Origin of the sequence: Fibrella forsythiae, assembly GCF_017353175.1 — a bacterium.
GTDB classification, from domain to species: domain Bacteria; phylum Bacteroidota; class Bacteroidia; order Cytophagales; family Spirosomataceae; genus Fibrella; species Fibrella forsythiae.
Genome location: NZ_JAFMYW010000002.1, coordinates 1232467 through 1250350 on the forward strand (window position 1 = coordinate 1232467; position 17884 = coordinate 1250350).

Below are 17884 nucleotides of genomic sequence, written 5' to 3' on the forward strand. Positions count from 1 at the left end.
CTGATACGATTTTCTGGCGAACTAATCAGCGGTGGCCAGCGTCTGCACGGGCCGGGTAGATGCCCGGATAATCAGTTCAGCGTCCAGATTAACCTGGGTAGTTCGGTTATTTTTCTGAATAATGTCAATCAGCAGCCTTGTTGCCATCTGACCCATATCGGCCAGGGGCTGACGGATACAGGTTACCGGTGTATGGAACAGGTCGTATGCCTCCGCTTCGTCGAAACTTAGAACGGCTACATCGTCTGGCACGCTGACTCCCAGAGCATTCAGCTGCTTTAAGCCGTGTAGGGCCAGCGCGTTCGACGCAAACAGAATGGCGTTTACAGGCTGCTTACCACTGAGCAACTCCTGGATCGACTTGGCCATTTCGCCTGTATACGTAGCCTGCCCAAGTTCGTTGATCCAGGCTTTGCTGATAGTAATCTGGTTATCTTTTAGCGCGGCCCGGTATCCCCGTTTACGTTCACTCACATGAAACAGATCAGTAGCAAAACTTATCAGGCCAATGCGGCGATACCCAGAATCGACTAAATGCTGGACACCCGTATAGATCGATTTGTAATTGTCCAGCGCGACGTAGTTGGTAGACAGGTTCGGAAAGTACCGGTCAATGAGCACGAAGGGAATGCGCTGCTGCAGGGCCGTCAGTTGGGCTTCTGAGCCCTCCGGTGCCGCAATAATCAACCCGTCGACCTGCCGGTTGAGCAGTGTGTCGATCAGTTTCTGAAGCCGTTGCGGATTTTCATCAGAGCTGCCAAATAGCACTGTGTAGTTGAACTTGTCGGCTTCGTTTTCGATGATACGCGCCAGTGATGAAGAGAACGGATTCGAAATGTCGGCAACGATAAGCCCAAGCGTATAGGTCTTATTGGTTTTGAGGCTCTTGGCAATCTGGTTAGGCTGGTAGTTCAGTCGGCGGGCGGCTTCCCGGATCTTTATTGCCACCTCTTTACTGATGCGGTTCTCCTTCTGATTATTCAACACGTATGAAACCAGGGCTATAGAGACGCCCACATCCTGGGCAATATCTTTCATCGATGTCTTCTTGACCATAATGAACTGCAGCGGAAAAAGCCAATAAATTATTTAATCGTTTAAACAGCTGTATTGTTCATCGATGATTATGACAAACCGAAATCTCTTTATTTTCTTATAAAAATGGCATTTTAATTGTATTATTTCGTTGAGTTGCGGGGGCGATACGTAGAAAATAGACTGTTTAAGGCTGTATGGGTTTAAACGTTTAAACCAATTTGACAAACCGCCCGTTTTTCAACCAAGCACCTGACACAGTACAGGAGCTGCATAGAGCCGTATTCGGACTAGTCTGATTACCAGTACCTCTAGACAACATGAACATGGAATTAACACATAACTATAAGCGCCAGGATACGTTCTCAAGCCTTCGCGCTCTACTCACTCAGCGTATTGTTAGGTTCGTTACTAACAATCCCGACGTTTTTGAAGCCATCGCCCGTACGGGGGCTCCCTTTGGTGGGAGTGCCAGCTTATTGCCAACTCGTCGGCCTGTAGATCTACAGCCAACACAAACAACCCAGGCAGAGCTTGCTCAAATTCAGGCACAATTGCAGGCATTAACGCAGCAGGTAGCTCAACTGCACACTGTACTCGGCGAAGAACAACGTACCCGGCAGGAACAGTCGGTTGAAAAAACGCGCAAGGCAACTGCCGGAAAACTAATCGGGATAGACCGGTTCAGGGCATTACAGGGAACATCACACAGGATGGCTTAATCGAACCGGTCAGGTACGTTCCTTCATCTAACAACAATCACTATGAAACGGTATTCATTAATATATCTGCTTAAAGAACAGTATCAACACGTTGGTTTTGAGTCGCATGCCGAAGCAGAGGCGCTGCTGCACCAACTGCTTACCAACTCGAAACGGAAACCGATCGGTATCTACGATGCTAAAACGGAGTTATTCGAGTGGGCACCTTCCTACAAGCCGAACTTTGATCAGGCCAGCACCGAAGAGCAGGCGCGCCGGGGAAATGGCATCATTACCATTGCGCAGGCATTACGTCGACGTGACTCGAGCTGGAACCCGGGCGATGGTTTCCGTCGCCCAAGCTTCTTTGCGTAAAAACGCCACAGCCGTAAAAACGTACCTGACCGGAACCTATAGGTACGTCTCCTTAAACGTTTACGGCCAACTGGTTTGCTTTGGCGGTAAATAGGTTGTTATTTAAACCCATAAACCCCAGAGATATGAATGTCAGACAAACAAAACGCGTAGTATTAACGGTACTCGCGCTCATCGTTACAACGCTTAGTACGTTCGCTCAGGGCGATAAAGCGAGTCGGCCAAGCCCACCGGCAACGGCTTCGGGCACAATTGGCGGCGCCACCATCACCATCACGTATGGTAGCCCATCCGTAAAAGGCCGGCAGATTTGGGGCGGTCTGGTCCCTTACGATAAAGCATGGCGGGCTGGCGCCAATGAAGCCACCATTTTCGAGACGGATAAAGCCATTAAAGTGGCAGGAAAAGAGTTGCCAGCGGGTAAATACAGCCTGTTTGCCGTTCCCGGTGAGAAAGAGTGGCAATTTATTTTCAATTCACAGACAGGCCAGTGGGGCATTAAAAGGGGGGGTGATTCAAACCGTGATCCGGCCAATGATGTATTAACCGTTAATGCCAAGCCAGACAAATCGTCGATGAACGAGAAACTGCTGTACGAAGTCACGAAAAAAGGCTTTGTGCTGAAGTGGGAAAACCTGGAAGTTCCCGTTGCCATCAAATAAGCCAGATAGCACATTGGTAGCGATTTGCTTTTTGCGGCTCCGAAGAGAATAACCTCTTCGGAGCCGCTTTTTTGTAGGCAAGTATGATCTGATTTCGCTGTTGATGAATTTGCTCCGGGAGTGGCGGGAGTTTGAATGGTATTCATTTCTTTACTGGTTGAGGGGGAGCGTCGCTGAGGAAACGGCTGATCTGGTCGTTTAAGAAGTTGGAATCAGCGGGATTACTGGCGGCTCCGGCTGTATGTCCCCACAAGGATGGAATTGGTACCAGCAACACGCCGGGGATAAAAGCCGCCTCGTAGCGGGCGTCACCCAAGGGGAAGTATAAATCAGTTTCGGAAGGCATGTACAGCAGCGGTACCCGGATTGCGCGCAACGCCTGTTCGATATTACCCTGATAACCTGCCGTCGTGCTGATGTCGTGGTGCTCCCAGGTACGCATCTGGAGAATCAGGTCGTTGGCGTCGGCCCCGTCGATGAAATGCGTACGGTAGTTGTTCAGCACCTGCTCGAACGTAGTGCCTGGCTTGGCGCGCTCACGCCATAACTCCCTGCGCCACCATTCCTGCGAGAAGAGCCAGCCCGTCCAGACAACGGCAAACGCCTGAAGCCCTTTAGTTGGCGGAGCTGTGTAGTTACCTTCCATATAGGCGGCATCGGTTGTGAGGGCAGCAATCTGGCCTTCCAGCCGAACAACCCCGTGCGGGTAGTTCTTGGCTGTTCCCGCCGTGGCAACGATACGGTCGGCAAAGGTGGGGTAGCTGATAGCCCATTGAAACGCCTGCTGAGCACCCATCGAAAAACCAATAATAGCCCGCAGGTGCGGCACATGAAGTTGTTGAGTCAGCAATTGGTACACAGCGGCCACATTATCCCGGATGGTCATCATGGGAAAACGAGGCCCGTGATGGGGCTCCGGCGTATTGCTGGGCGATGAGGAGCGGCCATTGCCAAACAACTCAGTGGCGATCAGACAGTATCGGGTGGTATCGAGTGCCTTGCCGGGGCCAATCAGCCATTCGTAACCGTGGTAGGTGGCCATATAATGCGAAGGCAGCAAAATAGCATTATCGCGAGCGGTGTTCAACCGGCCATAGAGCCCGTAAACAACGCGGGCTTTGGGCAGAACAACGCCATTTTCGGTCTTGAAATGATCGATGACAAACTCATTTCGCCCATCGGGAGCCATTGTTTGGCCCAGTGCGCACTGGGCCACCAGCAGGAACAGGAGAATTTTTTTCATCCTGTAAATCTACCAAAAGATACTGCCTGCTGATTCATTGTTTTCGAGGCGACCAGGTATAGCAGGATGGGTCAAATTGGCTATTTTTACCGATACGGGTTTTGCAGAAAATGGGGGTAAAGAGGCCTTTTTATGTCCCGCTTTCTGGCCAGACCTTTTTACGTAATCATCTAGATGAACAGACGGAATTTTATCAGAAACAGTGCCATGGCGGGTGTGTCGGCAACTGCGTTGACAACAGCTGCCTGCAAAACGGATAGGCAATCAGCATCAATCCCCGACAACGAGACGAATGCGTTTGCCGACGATTTTGTGTTGAACGAAATCAGCGTTGACGAATTACAGAAGCTGATGGAGTCGGGCCAGTACACGTCGGTGGCCATTACACAGCTGTACCTGGATCGTATTCAGGCCGTTGATCAGAAAGGTCCCCACCTGCGCTCAGTTATTGAGGTCAACCCCGACGCGTTGACGATGGCCACCACCCTGGATCAGGAGCGGAAAGCCGGTAAGGTGCGCGGACCCCTGCATGGCATTCCGATACTCATCAAAGACAACATCGACACGGGCGATGCCATGATGACCACCGCCGGGGCTCTGGCACTGAACGGCCACCGGGCGGCAAAAGACGCCTTCGTTGTTACGAAACTGCGCGAAGCCGGCGTCGTGATTCTGGGGAAAACAAACTTGAGCGAATGGGCCAATTTCCGCTCTACCCGGTCGAGCAGCGGATGGAGCAGCCGGGGCGGCCAAACCCGAAACCCGTATGTGCTCGATCGGAGTCCGAGCGGGTCTAGCTCGGGGTCGGGAGCCGCCGTGGCGGCAAACTTGTGCGCTGTGGCTGTGGGTACCGAAACAGATGGCTCTGTCATCGCTCCCTCGTCGTTCTGTGGCCTTGTTGGTCTGAAACCAACGGTGGGGCTGGTGAGCCGAACCGGTATAATTCCGATCTCGAAAACGCAGGATACCGCCGGCCCCATGGCCCGTACAGTGACCGATGCCGCCCTCGTATTAGGTGCCATGGCAGGCGCTGATCCGACCGATGCCGTGACGAACGAAAGCGCCGGGAAAGTGCCGAAAACCTTCACGACATATCTGACTACTAGTAGTTTAGCCGGTAAGCGGATCGGTATGGAGGCGTCATTTCTGAACGGTCAGGAAGGCGTAGTCGGGCTGTATAAAGACGCAATTGAGGTGCTGAAAAAACAGGGTGCAACGGTAGTGGAAGTTGAGTTGCTGAAGAGCCTGTCTGATCGTGGCGGGGCCGAGTTTACGGTGTTGCAGTACGAATTTAAAGAGGGGGTTAACCACTACCTGTCAACGGCCAGTGCAGGCGTGAAAACACTGTCGGAGGTGATTGCATTCAACAGGAAGAACGCCGCCACGGCCATGCCCTTCTTTAAACAGGAAACGCTCGAAAGCAGCGACGCGAAAGCAGGACTGGATAGTAAAGAGTACACTGATGCTCTGGCTAAAACACGGCGTTCGCGAGCGCGTATCGACGAATTAATGGCCGCCAATAAGCTGGATGCGATCTGCGGGGTCAGTATTGGTTTCGCGGGCTGTATCGACCTGGTCAATGGCGATTACGACACCGGGTTTTACTTCTGTCCACCGGCCGCTATGGCCGGTTATCCACACATTACCGTGCCGATGGGTATGGTGCAGGGGCTTCCAGTCGGCTTTTCGCTGATGGCCCGCGCCTGGCAGGAAGGCCCGTTGCTGGGCATGGCCTATGCCTACGAACAGGCCTCGAAAAAGCGAGTGCCACCCCGGTTCATCAAATCGCTGGTTCCGGCATGAGCATCCCTACTGAAAAATGGTGCCGGACTATGAGCTCGGGTGGCGTTTGATGCCCACCTGGTTGGATTGATGCCTGAAGAAGTAGAAACGGCTGCCACCGCTATTTTCCGGTCTACGGTCGGTTCCTGCTGTCAACACCCGGCAGTACCATTCGTCTGAACGCCATCTCCTTTGTCATTGAAAAAGATACTCTACTTCCTCCTGCTGCCGGTTGGCCTGCTGGCGCAACCCGTTGAACGACTGGTTAAAGTGGTGGTTGCTCCCGACCACACCAACTGGACCTACAAAACTGGTGAGCCGGTACGGTTCACGATCAGCGTACTGAAACATGGTAACCCTGTTCAGGGAGCCAGTGTAACGTATAAGATTGGCCCGGACATGCTGCCTGCCAGCAAAACCGAAACGGTATCAGTGGCTACTGGCGCAGTGACTGTGGCCGGAGGAACCATGAACGTACCTGGCTTTTTAAGATGCATCGCCACAGTACAGGTCGACGGAAAAGAGTACCGTGGTTCAGGAACAGCGGGGTTTAACCCGGCCGATATTAAACCAACTGTGACGTCTCCGGCCGATTTCAGGCAGTTTTGGGAGACAGCCAAAGCTGATCTCGCCAAAGTGCCTATTGATGCCCGCCTGACGTTGTTGCCTGAACGCTGCACGGAAAAAGTGAATGTCTACCACGTGAACCTGCAAAACTGGGGGCCCTCAAACTGGCAGGGTGCCCCTTCAAGGCTGTACGGGATCCTGTGTGTGCCGAAAGGCGAAGGAACGTTTCCGGCCCTTTTGCAGGTTCCCGGAGCTGGCACACGACCATATTATGGCGATGTGGCCAATGCCGAAAAAGGTGTTGTTACCTTTCAGATTGGGATCCACGGTATTCCCGTCAACATGGACCCGGCGGTCTACACATCGCTGGCCAGCGGGGCTTTTCAGAATTACCAGTTCTTTAACCTGGACGACCGCGACCGGTACTACTACAAGCGGGTCTACCTCGGGTGCGTTCGTTCAGTCGATTTCCTGGCGTCGTTACCGCAGGTAAACCCCGATCGGATAGCCGTAACGGGAGGGTCGCAGGGGGGCGCGCTGAGTATTGTAACCGCCGCTCTGGACCCGCGCATCAAAGTGCTGGGCGCCTTTTACCCGGCCCTCAGCGATATGACGGGCTACCTCAACGGACGAGCCGGCGGCTGGCCGCACATGTTTACCGGAGCAACGGCAGAGTGGACCAACAAGGCAGACAAAATCAAGACAGTCGGGTATTATGATGTGGTGAATTTTGCCCGCCTGCTGAACGTACCCGGCCGGTATTCCTGGGGCTTTAATGATGAAGTGTGCCCGCCGACCTCAACCTATTCAGCGTACAATGTGATCACCGCGCCTAAATCGCTCGAACTCTTCGAAGATACCGGCCATTGGACGTACCCGGAACAGGGCGAACACATGACGAACTGGCTGCTGGAATTCTTAATGAAATAACGGCTGTTGAGTTGGGCCACGGATAACTTTCGTAGCCCAACTCAACAGCCGTTATACAATGGGCCGAGGTACGTTCCCGGGCTTCGATACAGGCCTTATTTTTCGGCCATCACCGGTACGATAACCTCGTTCCCCTTTACGCTAAACGTATAAACCCCCTTGTCTTTATCCCATTGTTTAACGACCGGCACGATGCGTGTCCGGCGTGGACTTACTTTGTCTGCTGCGTTGTGGATGTGGTATACGTAATACAACTGCTTGTCTACTCCTTCAAACAGATCGCCATGTCCTGATCCGTTCTCGCCAACGATAGACCGGTGAATGATCGGGTTATTTTTATACTTCACCCAGGGGCCGTATGGCGAATCGGCTACGGCATAGCCAATGGCGTAATCGATGTTCTGGAAGTGGTTGGCTGAATAGAACAGGTAATATTTATTTGTCAATTTCAGGACAGTAGGCCCTTCCATAATAGGGACTGATTTATAATTAGGCGTTGCTTCCCAGGGCTGTGTTTGGTCAAAACAGCGTTTCAGTGTTTCGGGCTTTATCTTGCCGGTTTTCAGATCAAACTCGGCTACATGCAGGTAATTGCCTTTATCAAACCGTACACAGTAGAGGTAGTGCTTCCCATCAGTATCCTTGAAAACATAGGAATCGATATTTTTTTCGGAACCGTCAATAGGGCCCACCTCTCTCTGCCTGTATGGACCCAGTAAGGATGCTGACTCGGCCAATACGGTTTGCTCATCGGCCGTATAGGTCATGTAATACATACCCTTCTCTTTAAAGAGTTGAGGTGCCCAGAAACCTTTGGTGCCAAACGTGTGGTCGCCTTTGGTCAGGATCATACCCAGCGAATCGGTTGATCTGGCAGGTACTGACCACGTTTTCAGGTCTTTCGATGCTAGTAAGGCGAATCCCTGCGGCCCGCCGCCCCCGCCTTTCGATCCGGTCAGATAATAGGTGCCGCCCTCCACATACACGGTTACATCTGCAAAAAAGATTTCTCGCTTTGCCTGTGCGGATGCCTGCAGAGCAGCGAAAAACAGAATAGAATAACACAGGATTGATTTCATCGTTTCGGGTAATCAGTTAGTTCAGAAGGGTATGACCCATTGGCCCCTAAAAAGCTAAACTGATTTATCCCTCATCTATCCTCTTTCAGACTTGGCAAGTGACGATTTTTGTGAAGAACGGCCTACAAATCCGTACCGATCGCTTTTCTGGTTCCTGATCGAAAAGGCGGGGTGCCGAGACGCATACACAAAACGGCTGATACTGGACGATGAATAGCTAAATGCTCCGTTTAACTAAACAACCAGCAGCAACACGGGCTTATTACTGGTAACGACACGAATTGCGCAGGAACCACTAGGCGGGAGGGGAGGGTTGGAACGACCGATACCCTTACCTGACAGCAGTTGCCGGTGTTCGGATAATTAAAACTAGAAGCAAATGGCCTCGGGAGTGTTCGCCGTCTTAGATGATATAACGGCTTTAATGGATGATGTGGCGCTGGCAACCAAGGTGGCCACGCGTAAGACAACCGGTATATTAGGAGATGATCTGGCCGTAAACGCCGAAAAAGCAACGGGTTTTTTAGCTAATCGGGAATTGCCGGTTTTGTGGTCAATTACCAAGGGATCGCTGCTCAACAAGTTGATCATTGTTCCGCTGGCCCTGTTACTGAATGCTTTTTTTCCGGTGGCCATTACGTTCATTCTCTTGCTTGGCGGCTGCTACCTGGCCTATGAAGGTGCCGAAAAAATAGTGGAGTACCTGGGTAGTGTGCTAAAAAAGAAACCGTCGGTTGTGGCCAGTCCTGAACCAGCCGAGCCAGCTCCCACTCAGGAACAGGCCAAAATAAAGGCCGCCGTAACAACTGACTTTATCCTGTCGGTAGAGATTGTCATTATTGCTCTTGGAACCGTTGCCGGTCAAAGTACACCAGTGCAGATACTGACAGTGTCGGCGGTTGCCCTGCTGGCTACTGTTGGAGTCTATGGCCTGGTTGCGCTGATTGTCAGAATGGATGATGCAGGCCACCGGCTAATCAAGGCTTCTGCCGGTAAAGGTATCCGCTCAACGATTGGTCATGGGCTGGTCGGGGCGCTACCCATCGTAATCAGGCTGTTGAGTGTGGTGGGCACACTGGCTCTTTTGCTGGTGGCTGGCGGCATCTTCATTCATAACGTACCCTATCTGCACACACTCCATACGGGGCTTCCGGCCACGGTCAATGAGTTTGGAATTGGTTTGGCCGTCGGTTTATTGCTGACAGGTCTCCTTGCCCTTGTCAAACTATTTCGCTCTGCCCCCAGGGTTTCCAACGCGAACTGACCCATCTGGAACAGCGTAGTCTGCGCCTGATTGCCTGGTTAGTAGCCGCTGCTCAGTTCAGGCTCATAACAAAAGATGAGCGCGTGTAAGCTAAGTCAGGAAGGACCATTTTCATCCGGGAAGGTCTTTCGCTACAACACTGGAATCGGTGCTTGGGTCAAACGGCGTTGAACGGGTCACGTCGGCGCAGGATGGTTATCCGCAGCGTATACAACATAGTCGGCCTCTCCATACAGGCTGGAACATAATTGCGCAGAATACGGGAAAAAGAGCTACCGGGTCTGTTTAACAGGTGCCGGTAAACCCGGTATCCTGATCACGACTTAGTAGCCGAACTATGTATACATACCTGAGCTTTGACCTGTAAAAAAATGCGCTCTTCTTTTTGCCTTGTACGTCAGCTTCTTCTCGGCTAAGGGTCAGTCTGTCAGTTGTTTATACATCGCCAATGACGATCGTACCGATTACATGTGGACGGCGAACGATGCTACCTGCGACTCGGCGTTTGTGCACATGCTCGATTTCTATCTCCGCCAGATCGACTCGACCCGCAGCAACCCCGCCGATTTTCAGGCGCGCTTCAACTGCGACGGGAGCAACTGGTTGCGCGCTTACCAGAAATGCCGCTCACCAGCCCAGTTCAACCGGCTCATGGCGGCCATCAAATCAGGGTATATCAGCAACCCGCTCAATCGCTGGTGAGCACCTATAGCGCACAACCGACGGAAGTGTACTACGCCGGTAGCCTATGCTGAATGGGTTGGGCGTTCTGGCTAGCTTTGCGGCGTATAGTGCCGAAGGAAAAGCCTCGAAAGTGACCATCATTGCCGGTGCCCTGCAACCCGTTTTTACGATCGTACTCACCATTATTTTTCTGCATGAGAGTCTTTCCCTCTTCTGATCGCTGGGCATTTTGTTCTGGCGGTGCGAAACCAGTACCCCAGTCCGGCATGTACGTCACGGGCAGCGGCCCCAACATGGGTACGGCCTGAGAGGCAGCGTTGATCCTAAGTGAAAGCACGAAGCTGACTTTTCACGGTCTGCCCATGGCGCCATACGACCATGGCCCGAAAACCGCTAACCAGAGCATTGTCATTCAAATTCTGGCAAAAGGAGCCACGAATGAACGTACCCAGCGGTTATCGGCGATGATTGAAAAGGCGGGCGCACACGTATCCATGGTGGAAGCCCCAGAGCAAGACGAGCATTTCTCGATCCTGCATACCATCGTGCCGTTCAACTTCGCGGCCTATTACATGGCGGAGAAACTGGGTATCAGCGACACGTTTGTGGTGGGTGGTAAGGTTACAGAGGCCGATTAACGGTTAAAACCGTCCCTGCAACAGAAACTGGTCGGTGCGGGCGAAGAGCAGCGAGAAAAAGCTGAAGTCACTCTTGTTCGTATCGATCCGTTTTTCAAGCCGCAATACCGGTTTGCCGGGGTCAACCTGTAGCTGACGGGCAATCGCAGGATCGGCGGGTAACGCCTGTATTTTTTGCTCACCGCCCGTAACGACCAAGCCATATTTTGTCCGTAACAAGTCGAAAAAGGAGCGGTTCTCCATCCGTTGCCGGGCCAGATTCGGCAGGTACCGATTCGGCAAAATCAGCTTTTCGTAAAAGACCGGTCTGCCATCAACCGACCGTAGCCGTTCCAGGCAGTAATACGTCGTGTCGGGCTGCTCATCGGCGGGGAAAAACAGCATATCATCGGGAAACGAACATAACGCGGGCTTGGCCAGGATGGTCGTTGTAATTAGCTCCGCCGACAGGTCGTCGGGCGACACGGGTCTGTCGTCGGCCTGCGCAGCATGGGTTTTCAACGACATAACCCCCAGTCCAATCGGAATCGACTGTACAATGCTGCCTTTTCCCTGGTGTTTCCGGATGTACCCCTCCTGCACCAGCAGCGACAGCGCCTGCCGAATCGTGGGTTGCGTCAGGCGGTACTGCTGCTGAAGCACGCTTTCGGAAGGCAATAAATCACCCGCTTTGAACACCCCCCGGATAATATCCTGCCGGAGAACTTCATACAGATACTGGTATTGAGGAATGCGATTCAGTTGGTCAGCCATATAGTTTGTAAAGATAAGAGAATGCCTCCATGCTGGTTAATAGCCTCGCTAACCTATATTATTAGGTTTAAAAAATTAAATATAAATTATTGACAATTAGAGCATTATAAAAATAATTAAAAGCTTATTATAATAAGTAGATGGTATTTTGATGAATTGCCGGTACATTCGATTTTCGAAAAAGAGTATAGCATACGTCAGCGAAATGAGTCAGTGGTTAACGCATAAACGGATTGTGATCATTGGTGGTACAACCGGCCTGGGGCTATCCGCCGCCACTGCATTTGTACGCGAGGGCGCGCAGGTCGTGGTCGTGGGGCGCGATGCCGAAAACGGGCGACTGGCTGAAGCCCAACTGGCGGGAAACGGCATTGCCCTGCAAGGCGACGCAACCGACCCGGCAACGACCCGCACAGCCATTGAACGCTGTCAGCAGGCGTTTGGCGGCTTCGACGGGCTTTATCACGTGGCGGGCGGGAGCGGGCGGCGCTTCGGCGATGGTCCGTTGCACGAGCTAACGCTCGACGGCTGGAACTACACGGTTGAGCTGAACCTGACCTCGCTCATGCTGTCGAATCAGGCAGCTATTCAGGCGTTTCAGGCGCAGGGGACCGGCGGCAGTATTTTGAATATGGGCTCTGTGCTGGGCTACTCGCCATCACCCGCCTATTTCGCTACGCATGCCTATGCCGCCACCAAATCGGCTGTGATCGGCTTCACTCGTTCGGTGGCAGCCTATTACGCTTCGCAGAACATTCGCGTGAATGTGCTGGCTCCGGCCCTGGTGGAAACACCCATGGCGCAACGGGCTGCTCAGGATGACACCATTCTATCGTTTATCCAGACCAAACAGCCGCTGGCAGGCGGGCGCATAGGCCAACCCGCTGACCTCGACGGCGCAGCGGTATATTTTCTCTCCGACGCGTCGCGCTTTACAACGGGTCAGATCCTGTCGGTCGACGGGGGCTGGAGCGTCAGCGAAGGACAGTTGTAGTGCTGGTTGATTGGTTGATTGGTTAATTGGTTGATTGGTTGGCTGGTTATTTGGTTACTGATAGCCAAATAACCAGCCAACCAATTAACCAATTAACCAATTAACCAATTAACCACCTACCAATCAACCAGACAACCAATCAACCAATTAACCACCTACCAATCAACCAACTTGGCACAGGCAATAGGCATCGATTTAGGCGGAACCCGTATCAAAGGCGTTCTGATTAACCCCGATACGGGCGAGGTCGAGTATCGGCTTGTAACCAATACCGGTGATGGGTCAACCGGTGCTAACTGGCAGCTAGCCGTCGCCCAGACCGTTCAGACACTGACCCGGCAGGCAACCGAGCCTGTAGCCGGCATCGGTCTGTCGGCGCCGGGCCTGCCTACCCCCGACAACCGGGCTATCGCCTGCATGCCGGGGCGCCTTCAGGGGCTGGAAGGATTTGATTGGTCGGCATTTCTGGTAAAGCCGGTCCGGGTACTCAACGACGCCCACGCCGCCCTGATGGCCGAAGCCCGATTTGGTGCGCTGGCAGGCATTCGGCACGGCCTGATGCTGACCCTGGGAACGGGCGTAGGGGGCGGGCTGCTGCTCAACGGACAACTCTACCAGGGTTTTTACCAGATGGCGGGTCACCTCGGCCACATCACGGTCAATGCCGATAGCAGCCAACCCGACATTACCAACGTACCCGGCAGCCTGGAAGACGCCATCGGCAACGTAACGGTGGGAAAACGCTCATTTGGCCGCTACCACACTACTCACGAACTGGTGGCTGGGTATCAGCAGGGCGAACCGCTGGCAACGCAGGTCTGGCTGACGTCTGTTCGTCACCTGGCCGTGTCCATTGCGTCACTGGCCAATGCGTTTTCGCCCGAAGTAGTGGTGCTGGGTGGCGGCATCATGCAGGCCGATAAAGCCCTGCTAACCCCGCTCGAAACCTTTATGGACGTATTCGAATGGCGACCTGCCGGTAAAAAAACGACCCTCCGGAAAGCCCACTTCGACGATTGGTCTGGTGCCATCGGTGCGGCTGCTTTTCTAACACACGAACAAACAGTATGAACCCCACAACCGAGTACATTCAACGCTCCCGCGCCCTGCTGACAACCATTGAACAGCAGGCAGACGCCATTCAGCAGGCCGCTCACTGGTTCAGCCAGACCATACTGGCCGGGCGCATGGTGCACCTCTTTGGCAGCGGCCACAGCCGGATCATGGTGGAAGAAATGTGGCCGCGCTATGGCTCGTTCCCCGGTTTCAACCCGATTGTCGAACTGTCGCTGTCGTTTCATAACCTGGTGGTGGGGGCCAACGGACAGCGACAGGCCATGTTCCTGGAGAACGTACCTGGCCTGGCCGATCGGATCCTGCGCAACTTCGACCTCTCGGAGAAAGACAGTGCGCTGGTCATCTCGTCGAGCGGTTGCAATGTGGTACCGATCGAAATGGCCGAACTATTCCAGCAGCGCGGTATAAGGGTGGTAGCGCTGATTACGAAAGAACATGCCGAAGCCAGCACCAGCAAACGGCAGGATGGTAAGAAACTAAGCGACTTTTCCGATCTGATTCTGGACACCGGGGCGCCCGTTGGCGATGCCATGCTGACCATTCCGGGCCTGGATACGCCCGTTGCACCCGGTTCAACGGTAGGTGGTGCGGTGCTGGTCAATTGCCTCAAGGCCGAAGTCGCCCGGCTGTTGACGGAGTCCGGACAGCCGCCCCGGGTGCTATCGGCGGGGAACGTCGTTGGCGCCGAACGGGCGGTAGCCTTATTCGAGAGCGCCTACGATGAACACGCTCACCGACTGGCCAAACTTTATCAGCGCGTCGGCGTGCCCTCGTATGTGAGTGAACTATCCGAACCCCTGACTCAGCAGCAGCCATGATGGACCGCCGACAATTTTTGGGAGCGGCGGCTGGTTCGCTGGCCCTCGCTCAGGGTGTGTCGTTCGCAGGTGTAGCTGCGCCGGATCGCAAACCGGTTCTGGGCGCGCATGTCTGGGTTTTCTCTTCGGATAAGCCGAATTACGACTGTTTTCCGGTGATCGATCAGGTGTTTGCCGATGTGAAATACGCTGGTTTTGAAGCTATTGAGTTGATGGATGTAGCCTTACGTCATACTGATTCCGTGGCCAGAATCGGCGATCTGATTCAGCAAACGGGGGTGTCGTTAATTGGTGCATCGCATGGGCAGCGCATGTGGGACAAGAGCCAACAGGCCGAAAACGTCGACAAGGCGGGCAAAGTCATCGAACGAATTGCTCAGTTGAAAGGCCGTGTACTCGGTATATCCGTGGGTGATGCCCGACGCAAAAAGACGCCCGACGAGTTCGACGTGCAGGCCGAAACGCTGCGAAAAATTCAGGCTATTGGCGCACAATACAAGGTGGTCCCTAACCTCCACAACCACACCTACGAAGTAGCCGACGGCCTGTTCGACCTTCAAAATACGCTGCAACGCGTACCCGATAGCAAGCTGGGCCCTGACCTCGACTGGCTCTTTCAGGCAAAAGTCGACGTACCTACTTTCCTGAAAACCTACGCTGATAAACTGGTCTACATGCACCTGCGCGACCATCTCTGGACGGGTATCTGGCCCGAAGCGCTGGGAGAGGGTATCATGGATTTCGGGGCCATTGCCCGGCAGCTGAAACGCATCGGCTACGCGGGTGACCTCACCGTTGAGTTGGCTTTTCCGGCGGGTTATAAACCAACCCGGCCCATTCGCGATAGCCTGAAAATGAGCCGTGCCGTGATAAGAAAGAACTTTGGTCTATAAGCATGAACACTATATTCAACCATCAACAGGTGCCGCTGCTGGCCGAGGTCGATATATTGGTTATTGGCGCGGGGTCGGCGGGTTGTGTGGCGGCACTGGCGGCGGCCGGGCAGGGAACGGAAGTATCGGTGATGCTGGTGGAACGTTACGGATTTCCGGGCGGCACCTCTACCCAGATGCTCGATACGTTCTACGGCTTTTTCACCCCCGGCAACGTACCCAGAAAGATTGCAGGCGGCTGGCCCGATCGCATCGTTAATGAACTCGAAAGAACCGGCGATATCTTCCTGCGCCCGAATACCTACGGGGCCGGGACCGGTGTGAATTATAACCCCGAACGCCTGAAGCTCGTCTGGGATCAGCTCATTCAGCAACAGGGAATCCGCTACCTGCTGCATACGACGCTCATCGACGTGACGCTTGACGGGGAGCGGCATGGCTGTATCTTCTGGAATAAAGGCGGGTTTCATAAAGTGCTGGCCCGTCGGGTGATCGACGCCTCGGGCGATGCCGACTTCTGCCACCTGGCCGGATTTGCCTACGAACTGGCCGGTGAACACGAGCCCGCCCAAAGCATGACCACTACGTTCAGAATGAGCAATGTTGCGCTGGACGAGTACGAGCAGGCAGGCGGGAAGAAGATGCTGGCGCGCCAGATGCAGGAGGCCGTGGCTACCGGCCGTCACCCGCTCCCGCGCAAAGAAGGTTCGGCCCACGAAATGAACGCCCGTAACTGCATCTCCACGGTGGCCGTGAAAGTGGCGGGTCTGTCGGCCCTGAACGCAGAGGAACTGACCAACGCCGAAGTGGAAGGACGGCGGCAGGCGTTTGTCTACGAAGATTTCTTCAGGAGCGAAGTGCCCGGATTCGCGCAGTCGAACATCATTGGCCTGTCGCACCAGATCGGGGTTCGCGAAACTCGCCGGGTTTATGGCGAACACCGGCTCACTAAAGACGAATGCCTGGCTGGGCTGCTCCCCGACGACCGGATATTCCTGTGCGGTGCTCCCATCGAAGACCATCGGCAGGGGGCCGACGGACAGGATGAAACCTACTGGGAATACATTCCAGGGCCGGGCGTGTATGGCGTTCCGTACGGCACCATCGTCCCGAAAGGAAGCCAGACTGTCTGGGTGGTTGGGCGCTGTTTTTCGGCCACTCACGATGCCCACGCGTCGTGCCGGTCGATGGCGCAAACTATGTCGATGGGGCAGGCTGCCGGGCTGGCGGCGGTGCAATCTATCCGGCAAAACGAAGCGGCCAATACACTCAACGTACAGCCGTTGCAGCAAACGCTCCGCCAGCTTGGGGCGGTGCTCGACGTACCTGATGCCGTAGCTGATACGTCGCGGCATGGCTGGAAAAACAACGTACCTGACTCGCTGCTGAAGCGGTCGCAAACTGCCTGACTATGTCGTTTATCCGAACCGTTTTGGGTGACATCCCCCCCGCTCAGGCGGGCCTTACCTACGCGCACGAGCACATCGTCATTGATGAGAGCTTTCCAACGCAGGCGAATCCGGATTTTCTGCTCAACGACGTCGATAAAATAGCGACGGAACTAACGCAGGTGTACCGGGCGGGTGGTCGAACGATGATCGATACCATGCCTGCCAACTGTGGCCGAAACGTGCTGAAACTGGCCGAGGTATCGCGCCGGTCGGGTATTCAGATCGTGGTGCCTACGGGCATTCACCTGGAGCAGTATTACCCCGCCAGCCACTGGCGCTATCAGTATTCGGAAGACCAACTGACCCGGCTGTTTGTTGCCGACGTTGAGGAAGGTATCGACCGGTACGACTACAACGGCCCGGTGCTGAACCGGACCGATCATAAAGCGGGCATGATCAAACTGGCCACCGGCGATGATCCCATCACGGCCCATCAGAAGCTGATTTTTTGGGCCGTTGTGAATACTCACCGGGCCACCGGCGTACCCATTCTGACGCACAGCAACGCCGGACTACACGCCCTGGATCAGGCCGAACGCTTTGCCCGGCTCGGGGCCGATCTCCGGCATGTGGTTATTTCGCACGTAGACCGGCACAAAGACATCGGCTACCACCGGGCCCTGCTGCAAACCGGCGTTCGGGTGGAGTTCGATAGTGCGTTTCGCTGGAAAGCAGACGAGCCCAACTGGACCTTTACGCTGCTGGAAACCCTGCTGCCCGACTTCCCCGATCAGATCACCGCTGGTATGGATGCCGCCCGAAACACGTACTGGCAATCGTACGGAGGCACGCCGGGCCTAACGTACCTGATGACCACGTTTCGCGACGAACTCACTCACCGTGGGCTAGCCGGCTACTGGAACCGCCTGATGATCGACAACCCGACGGCGCTGTACACATTCTGCCAACCGCATTGATTTCCAACCTTATCTACTACC

19 protein-coding genes are annotated in these 17884 nt (G+C 54.2%); 15 read left to right on the plus strand and 4 right to left on the minus strand.

Features of this window, described 5'->3' with window-relative positions; translation table 11 throughout:
• Window positions 1–21: 21 nt before the first annotated feature.
• Window positions 22–1056, minus strand: coding sequence for a LacI family DNA-binding transcriptional regulator (locus tag J2I46_RS11140; protein ID WP_207329070.1), 1035 nt, complete (start codon window positions 1054–1056; stop codon window positions 22–24).
• Window positions 1057–1361: 305 nt separating this feature from the next.
• On the opposite strand from J2I46_RS11140, the gene J2I46_RS11145 reads away from it, so the two are divergent.
• From J2I46_RS11145 to J2I46_RS11155, 3 genes are all read left to right on the plus strand, one after another.
• Complete coding sequence (locus J2I46_RS11145) at window positions 1362–1757, plus strand: hypothetical protein (protein ID WP_207329071.1); 396 nt, start codon at window positions 1362–1364, stop codon at window positions 1755–1757.
• Between the two features lie 42 nt (window positions 1758–1799).
• Window positions 1800–2111, plus strand: a complete 312-nt coding sequence (locus J2I46_RS11150; RefSeq protein ID WP_207329072.1) for a hypothetical protein — start codon at window positions 1800–1802, stop codon at window positions 2109–2111.
• Between the two features lie 125 nt (window positions 2112–2236).
• Entirely contained in the window at window positions 2237–2773 is a 537-nt protein-coding gene (locus J2I46_RS11155; protein ID WP_207329073.1) for a DUF2911 domain-containing protein, read from the plus strand.
• Window positions 2774–2915: 142 nt separating this feature from the next.
• On the opposite strand, the gene J2I46_RS11160 is transcribed toward J2I46_RS11155, so the two are convergent.
• Window positions 2916–4016 carry an alpha/beta fold hydrolase gene (locus tag J2I46_RS11160; RefSeq protein ID WP_207329074.1) on the minus strand — a complete coding sequence of 367 codons (1101 nt, stop codon included), beginning with the start codon at window positions 4014–4016 and terminating at the stop codon, window positions 2916–2918.
• A 174-nt stretch (window positions 4017–4190) separates the two neighbouring features.
• Here J2I46_RS11160 and J2I46_RS11165 point away from each other — a divergent pair, with 174 nt between their 5' ends.
• Together J2I46_RS11165 and J2I46_RS11170 are read left to right on the plus strand one after the other, a co-directional pair.
• Complete coding sequence (locus tag J2I46_RS11165) at window positions 4191–5819, plus strand: amidase (protein WP_207329075.1); 1629 nt, start codon at window positions 4191–4193, stop codon at window positions 5817–5819.
• Window positions 5820–5996: 177 nt separating this feature from the next.
• Entirely contained in the window at window positions 5997–7295 is a 1299-nt protein-coding gene (locus J2I46_RS11170) for an acetylxylan esterase (protein WP_207329076.1), read from the plus strand.
• Window positions 7296–7390: 95 nt separating this feature from the next.
• On the opposite strand, the gene J2I46_RS11175 is transcribed toward J2I46_RS11170, so the two are convergent.
• Window positions 7391–8374, minus strand: a complete 984-nt coding sequence (locus tag J2I46_RS11175) for a glycoside hydrolase family 43 protein (protein ID WP_207329077.1) — start codon at window positions 8372–8374, stop codon at window positions 7391–7393.
• 379 nt (window positions 8375–8753) lie between these two features.
• Here J2I46_RS11175 and J2I46_RS11180 point away from each other — a divergent pair, with 379 nt between their 5' ends.
• The 4 genes from J2I46_RS11180 to J2I46_RS11195 all read left to right on the plus strand — a co-directional run bounded on the left by J2I46_RS11180 (window position 8754) and on the right by J2I46_RS11195 (window position 10960).
• Window positions 8754–9638, plus strand: a complete 885-nt coding sequence (locus J2I46_RS11180; RefSeq protein WP_207329078.1) for a DUF808 domain-containing protein — start codon at window positions 8754–8756, stop codon at window positions 9636–9638.
• A 390-nt stretch (window positions 9639–10028) separates the two neighbouring features.
• On the plus strand, window positions 10029–10340 hold the full coding sequence (locus J2I46_RS11185) for a polysaccharide deacetylase family protein (RefSeq protein ID WP_229379686.1): 312 nt from the start codon (window positions 10029–10031) through the stop codon (window positions 10338–10340).
• A 46-nt stretch (window positions 10341–10386) separates the two neighbouring features.
• Complete coding sequence (locus tag J2I46_RS11190; protein ID WP_207329177.1) at window positions 10387–10539, plus strand: hypothetical protein; 153 nt, start codon at window positions 10387–10389, stop codon at window positions 10537–10539.
• A 145-nt stretch (window positions 10540–10684) separates the two neighbouring features.
• Entirely contained in the window at window positions 10685–10960 is a 276-nt protein-coding gene (locus J2I46_RS11195) for a phosphoheptose isomerase family protein (protein WP_207329079.1), read from the plus strand.
• Window positions 10961–10963: 3 nt separating this feature from the next.
• Here the strand turns inward: J2I46_RS11195 and J2I46_RS11200 are convergent, their stop codons facing one another.
• Window positions 10964–11713 carry a GntR family transcriptional regulator gene (locus J2I46_RS11200; protein WP_207329080.1) on the minus strand — a complete coding sequence of 250 codons (750 nt, stop codon included), beginning with the start codon at window positions 11711–11713 and terminating at the stop codon, window positions 10964–10966.
• A gap of 205 nt (window positions 11714–11918) precedes the next feature.
• On the opposite strand from J2I46_RS11200, the gene J2I46_RS11205 reads away from it, so the two are divergent.
• The 6 genes from J2I46_RS11205 to J2I46_RS11230 all read left to right on the plus strand — a co-directional run bounded on the left by J2I46_RS11205 (window position 11919) and on the right by J2I46_RS11230 (window position 17863).
• Window positions 11919–12707, plus strand: coding sequence for an SDR family NAD(P)-dependent oxidoreductase (locus J2I46_RS11205; RefSeq protein WP_207329081.1), 789 nt, complete (start codon window positions 11919–11921; stop codon window positions 12705–12707).
• 171 nt (window positions 12708–12878) lie between these two features.
• The gene (locus tag J2I46_RS11210) at window positions 12879–13778 is read left to right on the plus strand and encodes an ROK family protein (RefSeq protein WP_207329082.1); all 900 of its coding nucleotides are present in this window, start codon (window positions 12879–12881) and stop codon (window positions 13776–13778) included.
• A complete protein-coding gene (locus tag J2I46_RS11215; RefSeq protein WP_207329083.1) occupies window positions 13775–14602 on the plus strand; it encodes a sugar isomerase domain-containing protein in 828 nt (275 codons plus the stop codon). Before J2I46_RS11210 ends, J2I46_RS11215 begins: the two co-directional genes overlap by 4 nt.
• Complete coding sequence (locus tag J2I46_RS11220) at window positions 14599–15495, plus strand: sugar phosphate isomerase/epimerase family protein (RefSeq protein WP_207329084.1); 897 nt, start codon at window positions 14599–14601, stop codon at window positions 15493–15495. Before J2I46_RS11215 ends, J2I46_RS11220 begins: the two co-directional genes overlap by 4 nt.
• A 2-nt stretch (window positions 15496–15497) precedes the next feature.
• Window positions 15498–16904: an FAD-dependent oxidoreductase gene (locus tag J2I46_RS11225; RefSeq protein WP_207329085.1), complete on the plus strand. Its 1407-nt coding sequence runs from the start codon at window positions 15498–15500 to the stop codon at window positions 16902–16904.
• 2 nt (window positions 16905–16906) lie between these two features.
• On the plus strand, window positions 16907–17863 hold the full coding sequence (locus J2I46_RS11230; protein WP_207329086.1) for a phosphotriesterase family protein: 957 nt from the start codon (window positions 16907–16909) through the stop codon (window positions 17861–17863).
• The last annotated feature ends 21 nt before the right edge of the window (window positions 17864–17884 follow it).

What these genes read in the sequence shown, in the direction of transcription:
- J2I46_RS11140 (WP_207329070.1), bottom strand. Translation starts at nt 1,056, where the DNA reads ATGGTCAAGAAGACATCGATGAAAGATATTGCCCAGGATGTGGGCGTC.
- J2I46_RS11145 (WP_207329071.1), top strand. Translation starts at nt 1,362, where the DNA reads ATGGAATTAACACATAACTATAAGCGCCAGGATACGTTCTCAAGCCTT.
- J2I46_RS11150 (WP_207329072.1), top strand. Translation starts at nt 1,800, where the DNA reads ATGAAACGGTATTCATTAATATATCTGCTTAAAGAACAGTATCAACAC.
- J2I46_RS11155 (WP_207329073.1), top strand. Translation starts at nt 2,237, where the DNA reads ATGAATGTCAGACAAACAAAACGCGTAGTATTAACGGTACTCGCGCTC.
- J2I46_RS11160 (WP_207329074.1), bottom strand. Translation starts at nt 4,016, where the DNA reads ATGAAAAAAATTCTCCTGTTCCTGCTGGTGGCCCAGTGCGCACTGGGC.
- J2I46_RS11165 (WP_207329075.1), top strand. Translation starts at nt 4,191, where the DNA reads ATGAACAGACGGAATTTTATCAGAAACAGTGCCATGGCGGGTGTGTCG.
- J2I46_RS11175 (WP_207329077.1), bottom strand. Translation starts at nt 8,374, where the DNA reads ATGAAATCAATCCTGTGTTATTCTATTCTGTTTTTCGCTGCTCTGCAG.
- J2I46_RS11180 (WP_207329078.1), top strand. Translation starts at nt 8,754, where the DNA reads ATGGCCTCGGGAGTGTTCGCCGTCTTAGATGATATAACGGCTTTAATG.
- J2I46_RS11190 (WP_207329177.1), top strand. Translation starts at nt 10,387, where the DNA reads ATGCTGAATGGGTTGGGCGTTCTGGCTAGCTTTGCGGCGTATAGTGCC.
- J2I46_RS11195 (WP_207329079.1), top strand. Translation starts at nt 10,685, where the DNA reads ATGGCGCCATACGACCATGGCCCGAAAACCGCTAACCAGAGCATTGTC.
- J2I46_RS11200 (WP_207329080.1), bottom strand. Translation starts at nt 11,713, where the DNA reads ATGGCTGACCAACTGAATCGCATTCCTCAATACCAGTATCTGTATGAA.
- J2I46_RS11205 (WP_207329081.1), top strand. Translation starts at nt 11,919, where the DNA reads ATGAGTCAGTGGTTAACGCATAAACGGATTGTGATCATTGGTGGTACA.
- J2I46_RS11215 (WP_207329083.1), top strand. Translation starts at nt 13,775, where the DNA reads ATGAACCCCACAACCGAGTACATTCAACGCTCCCGCGCCCTGCTGACA.
- J2I46_RS11220 (WP_207329084.1), top strand. Translation starts at nt 14,599, where the DNA reads ATGATGGACCGCCGACAATTTTTGGGAGCGGCGGCTGGTTCGCTGGCC.
- J2I46_RS11225 (WP_207329085.1), top strand. Translation starts at nt 15,498, where the DNA reads ATGAACACTATATTCAACCATCAACAGGTGCCGCTGCTGGCCGAGGTC.
- J2I46_RS11230 (WP_207329086.1), top strand. Translation starts at nt 16,907, where the DNA reads ATGTCGTTTATCCGAACCGTTTTGGGTGACATCCCCCCCGCTCAGGCG.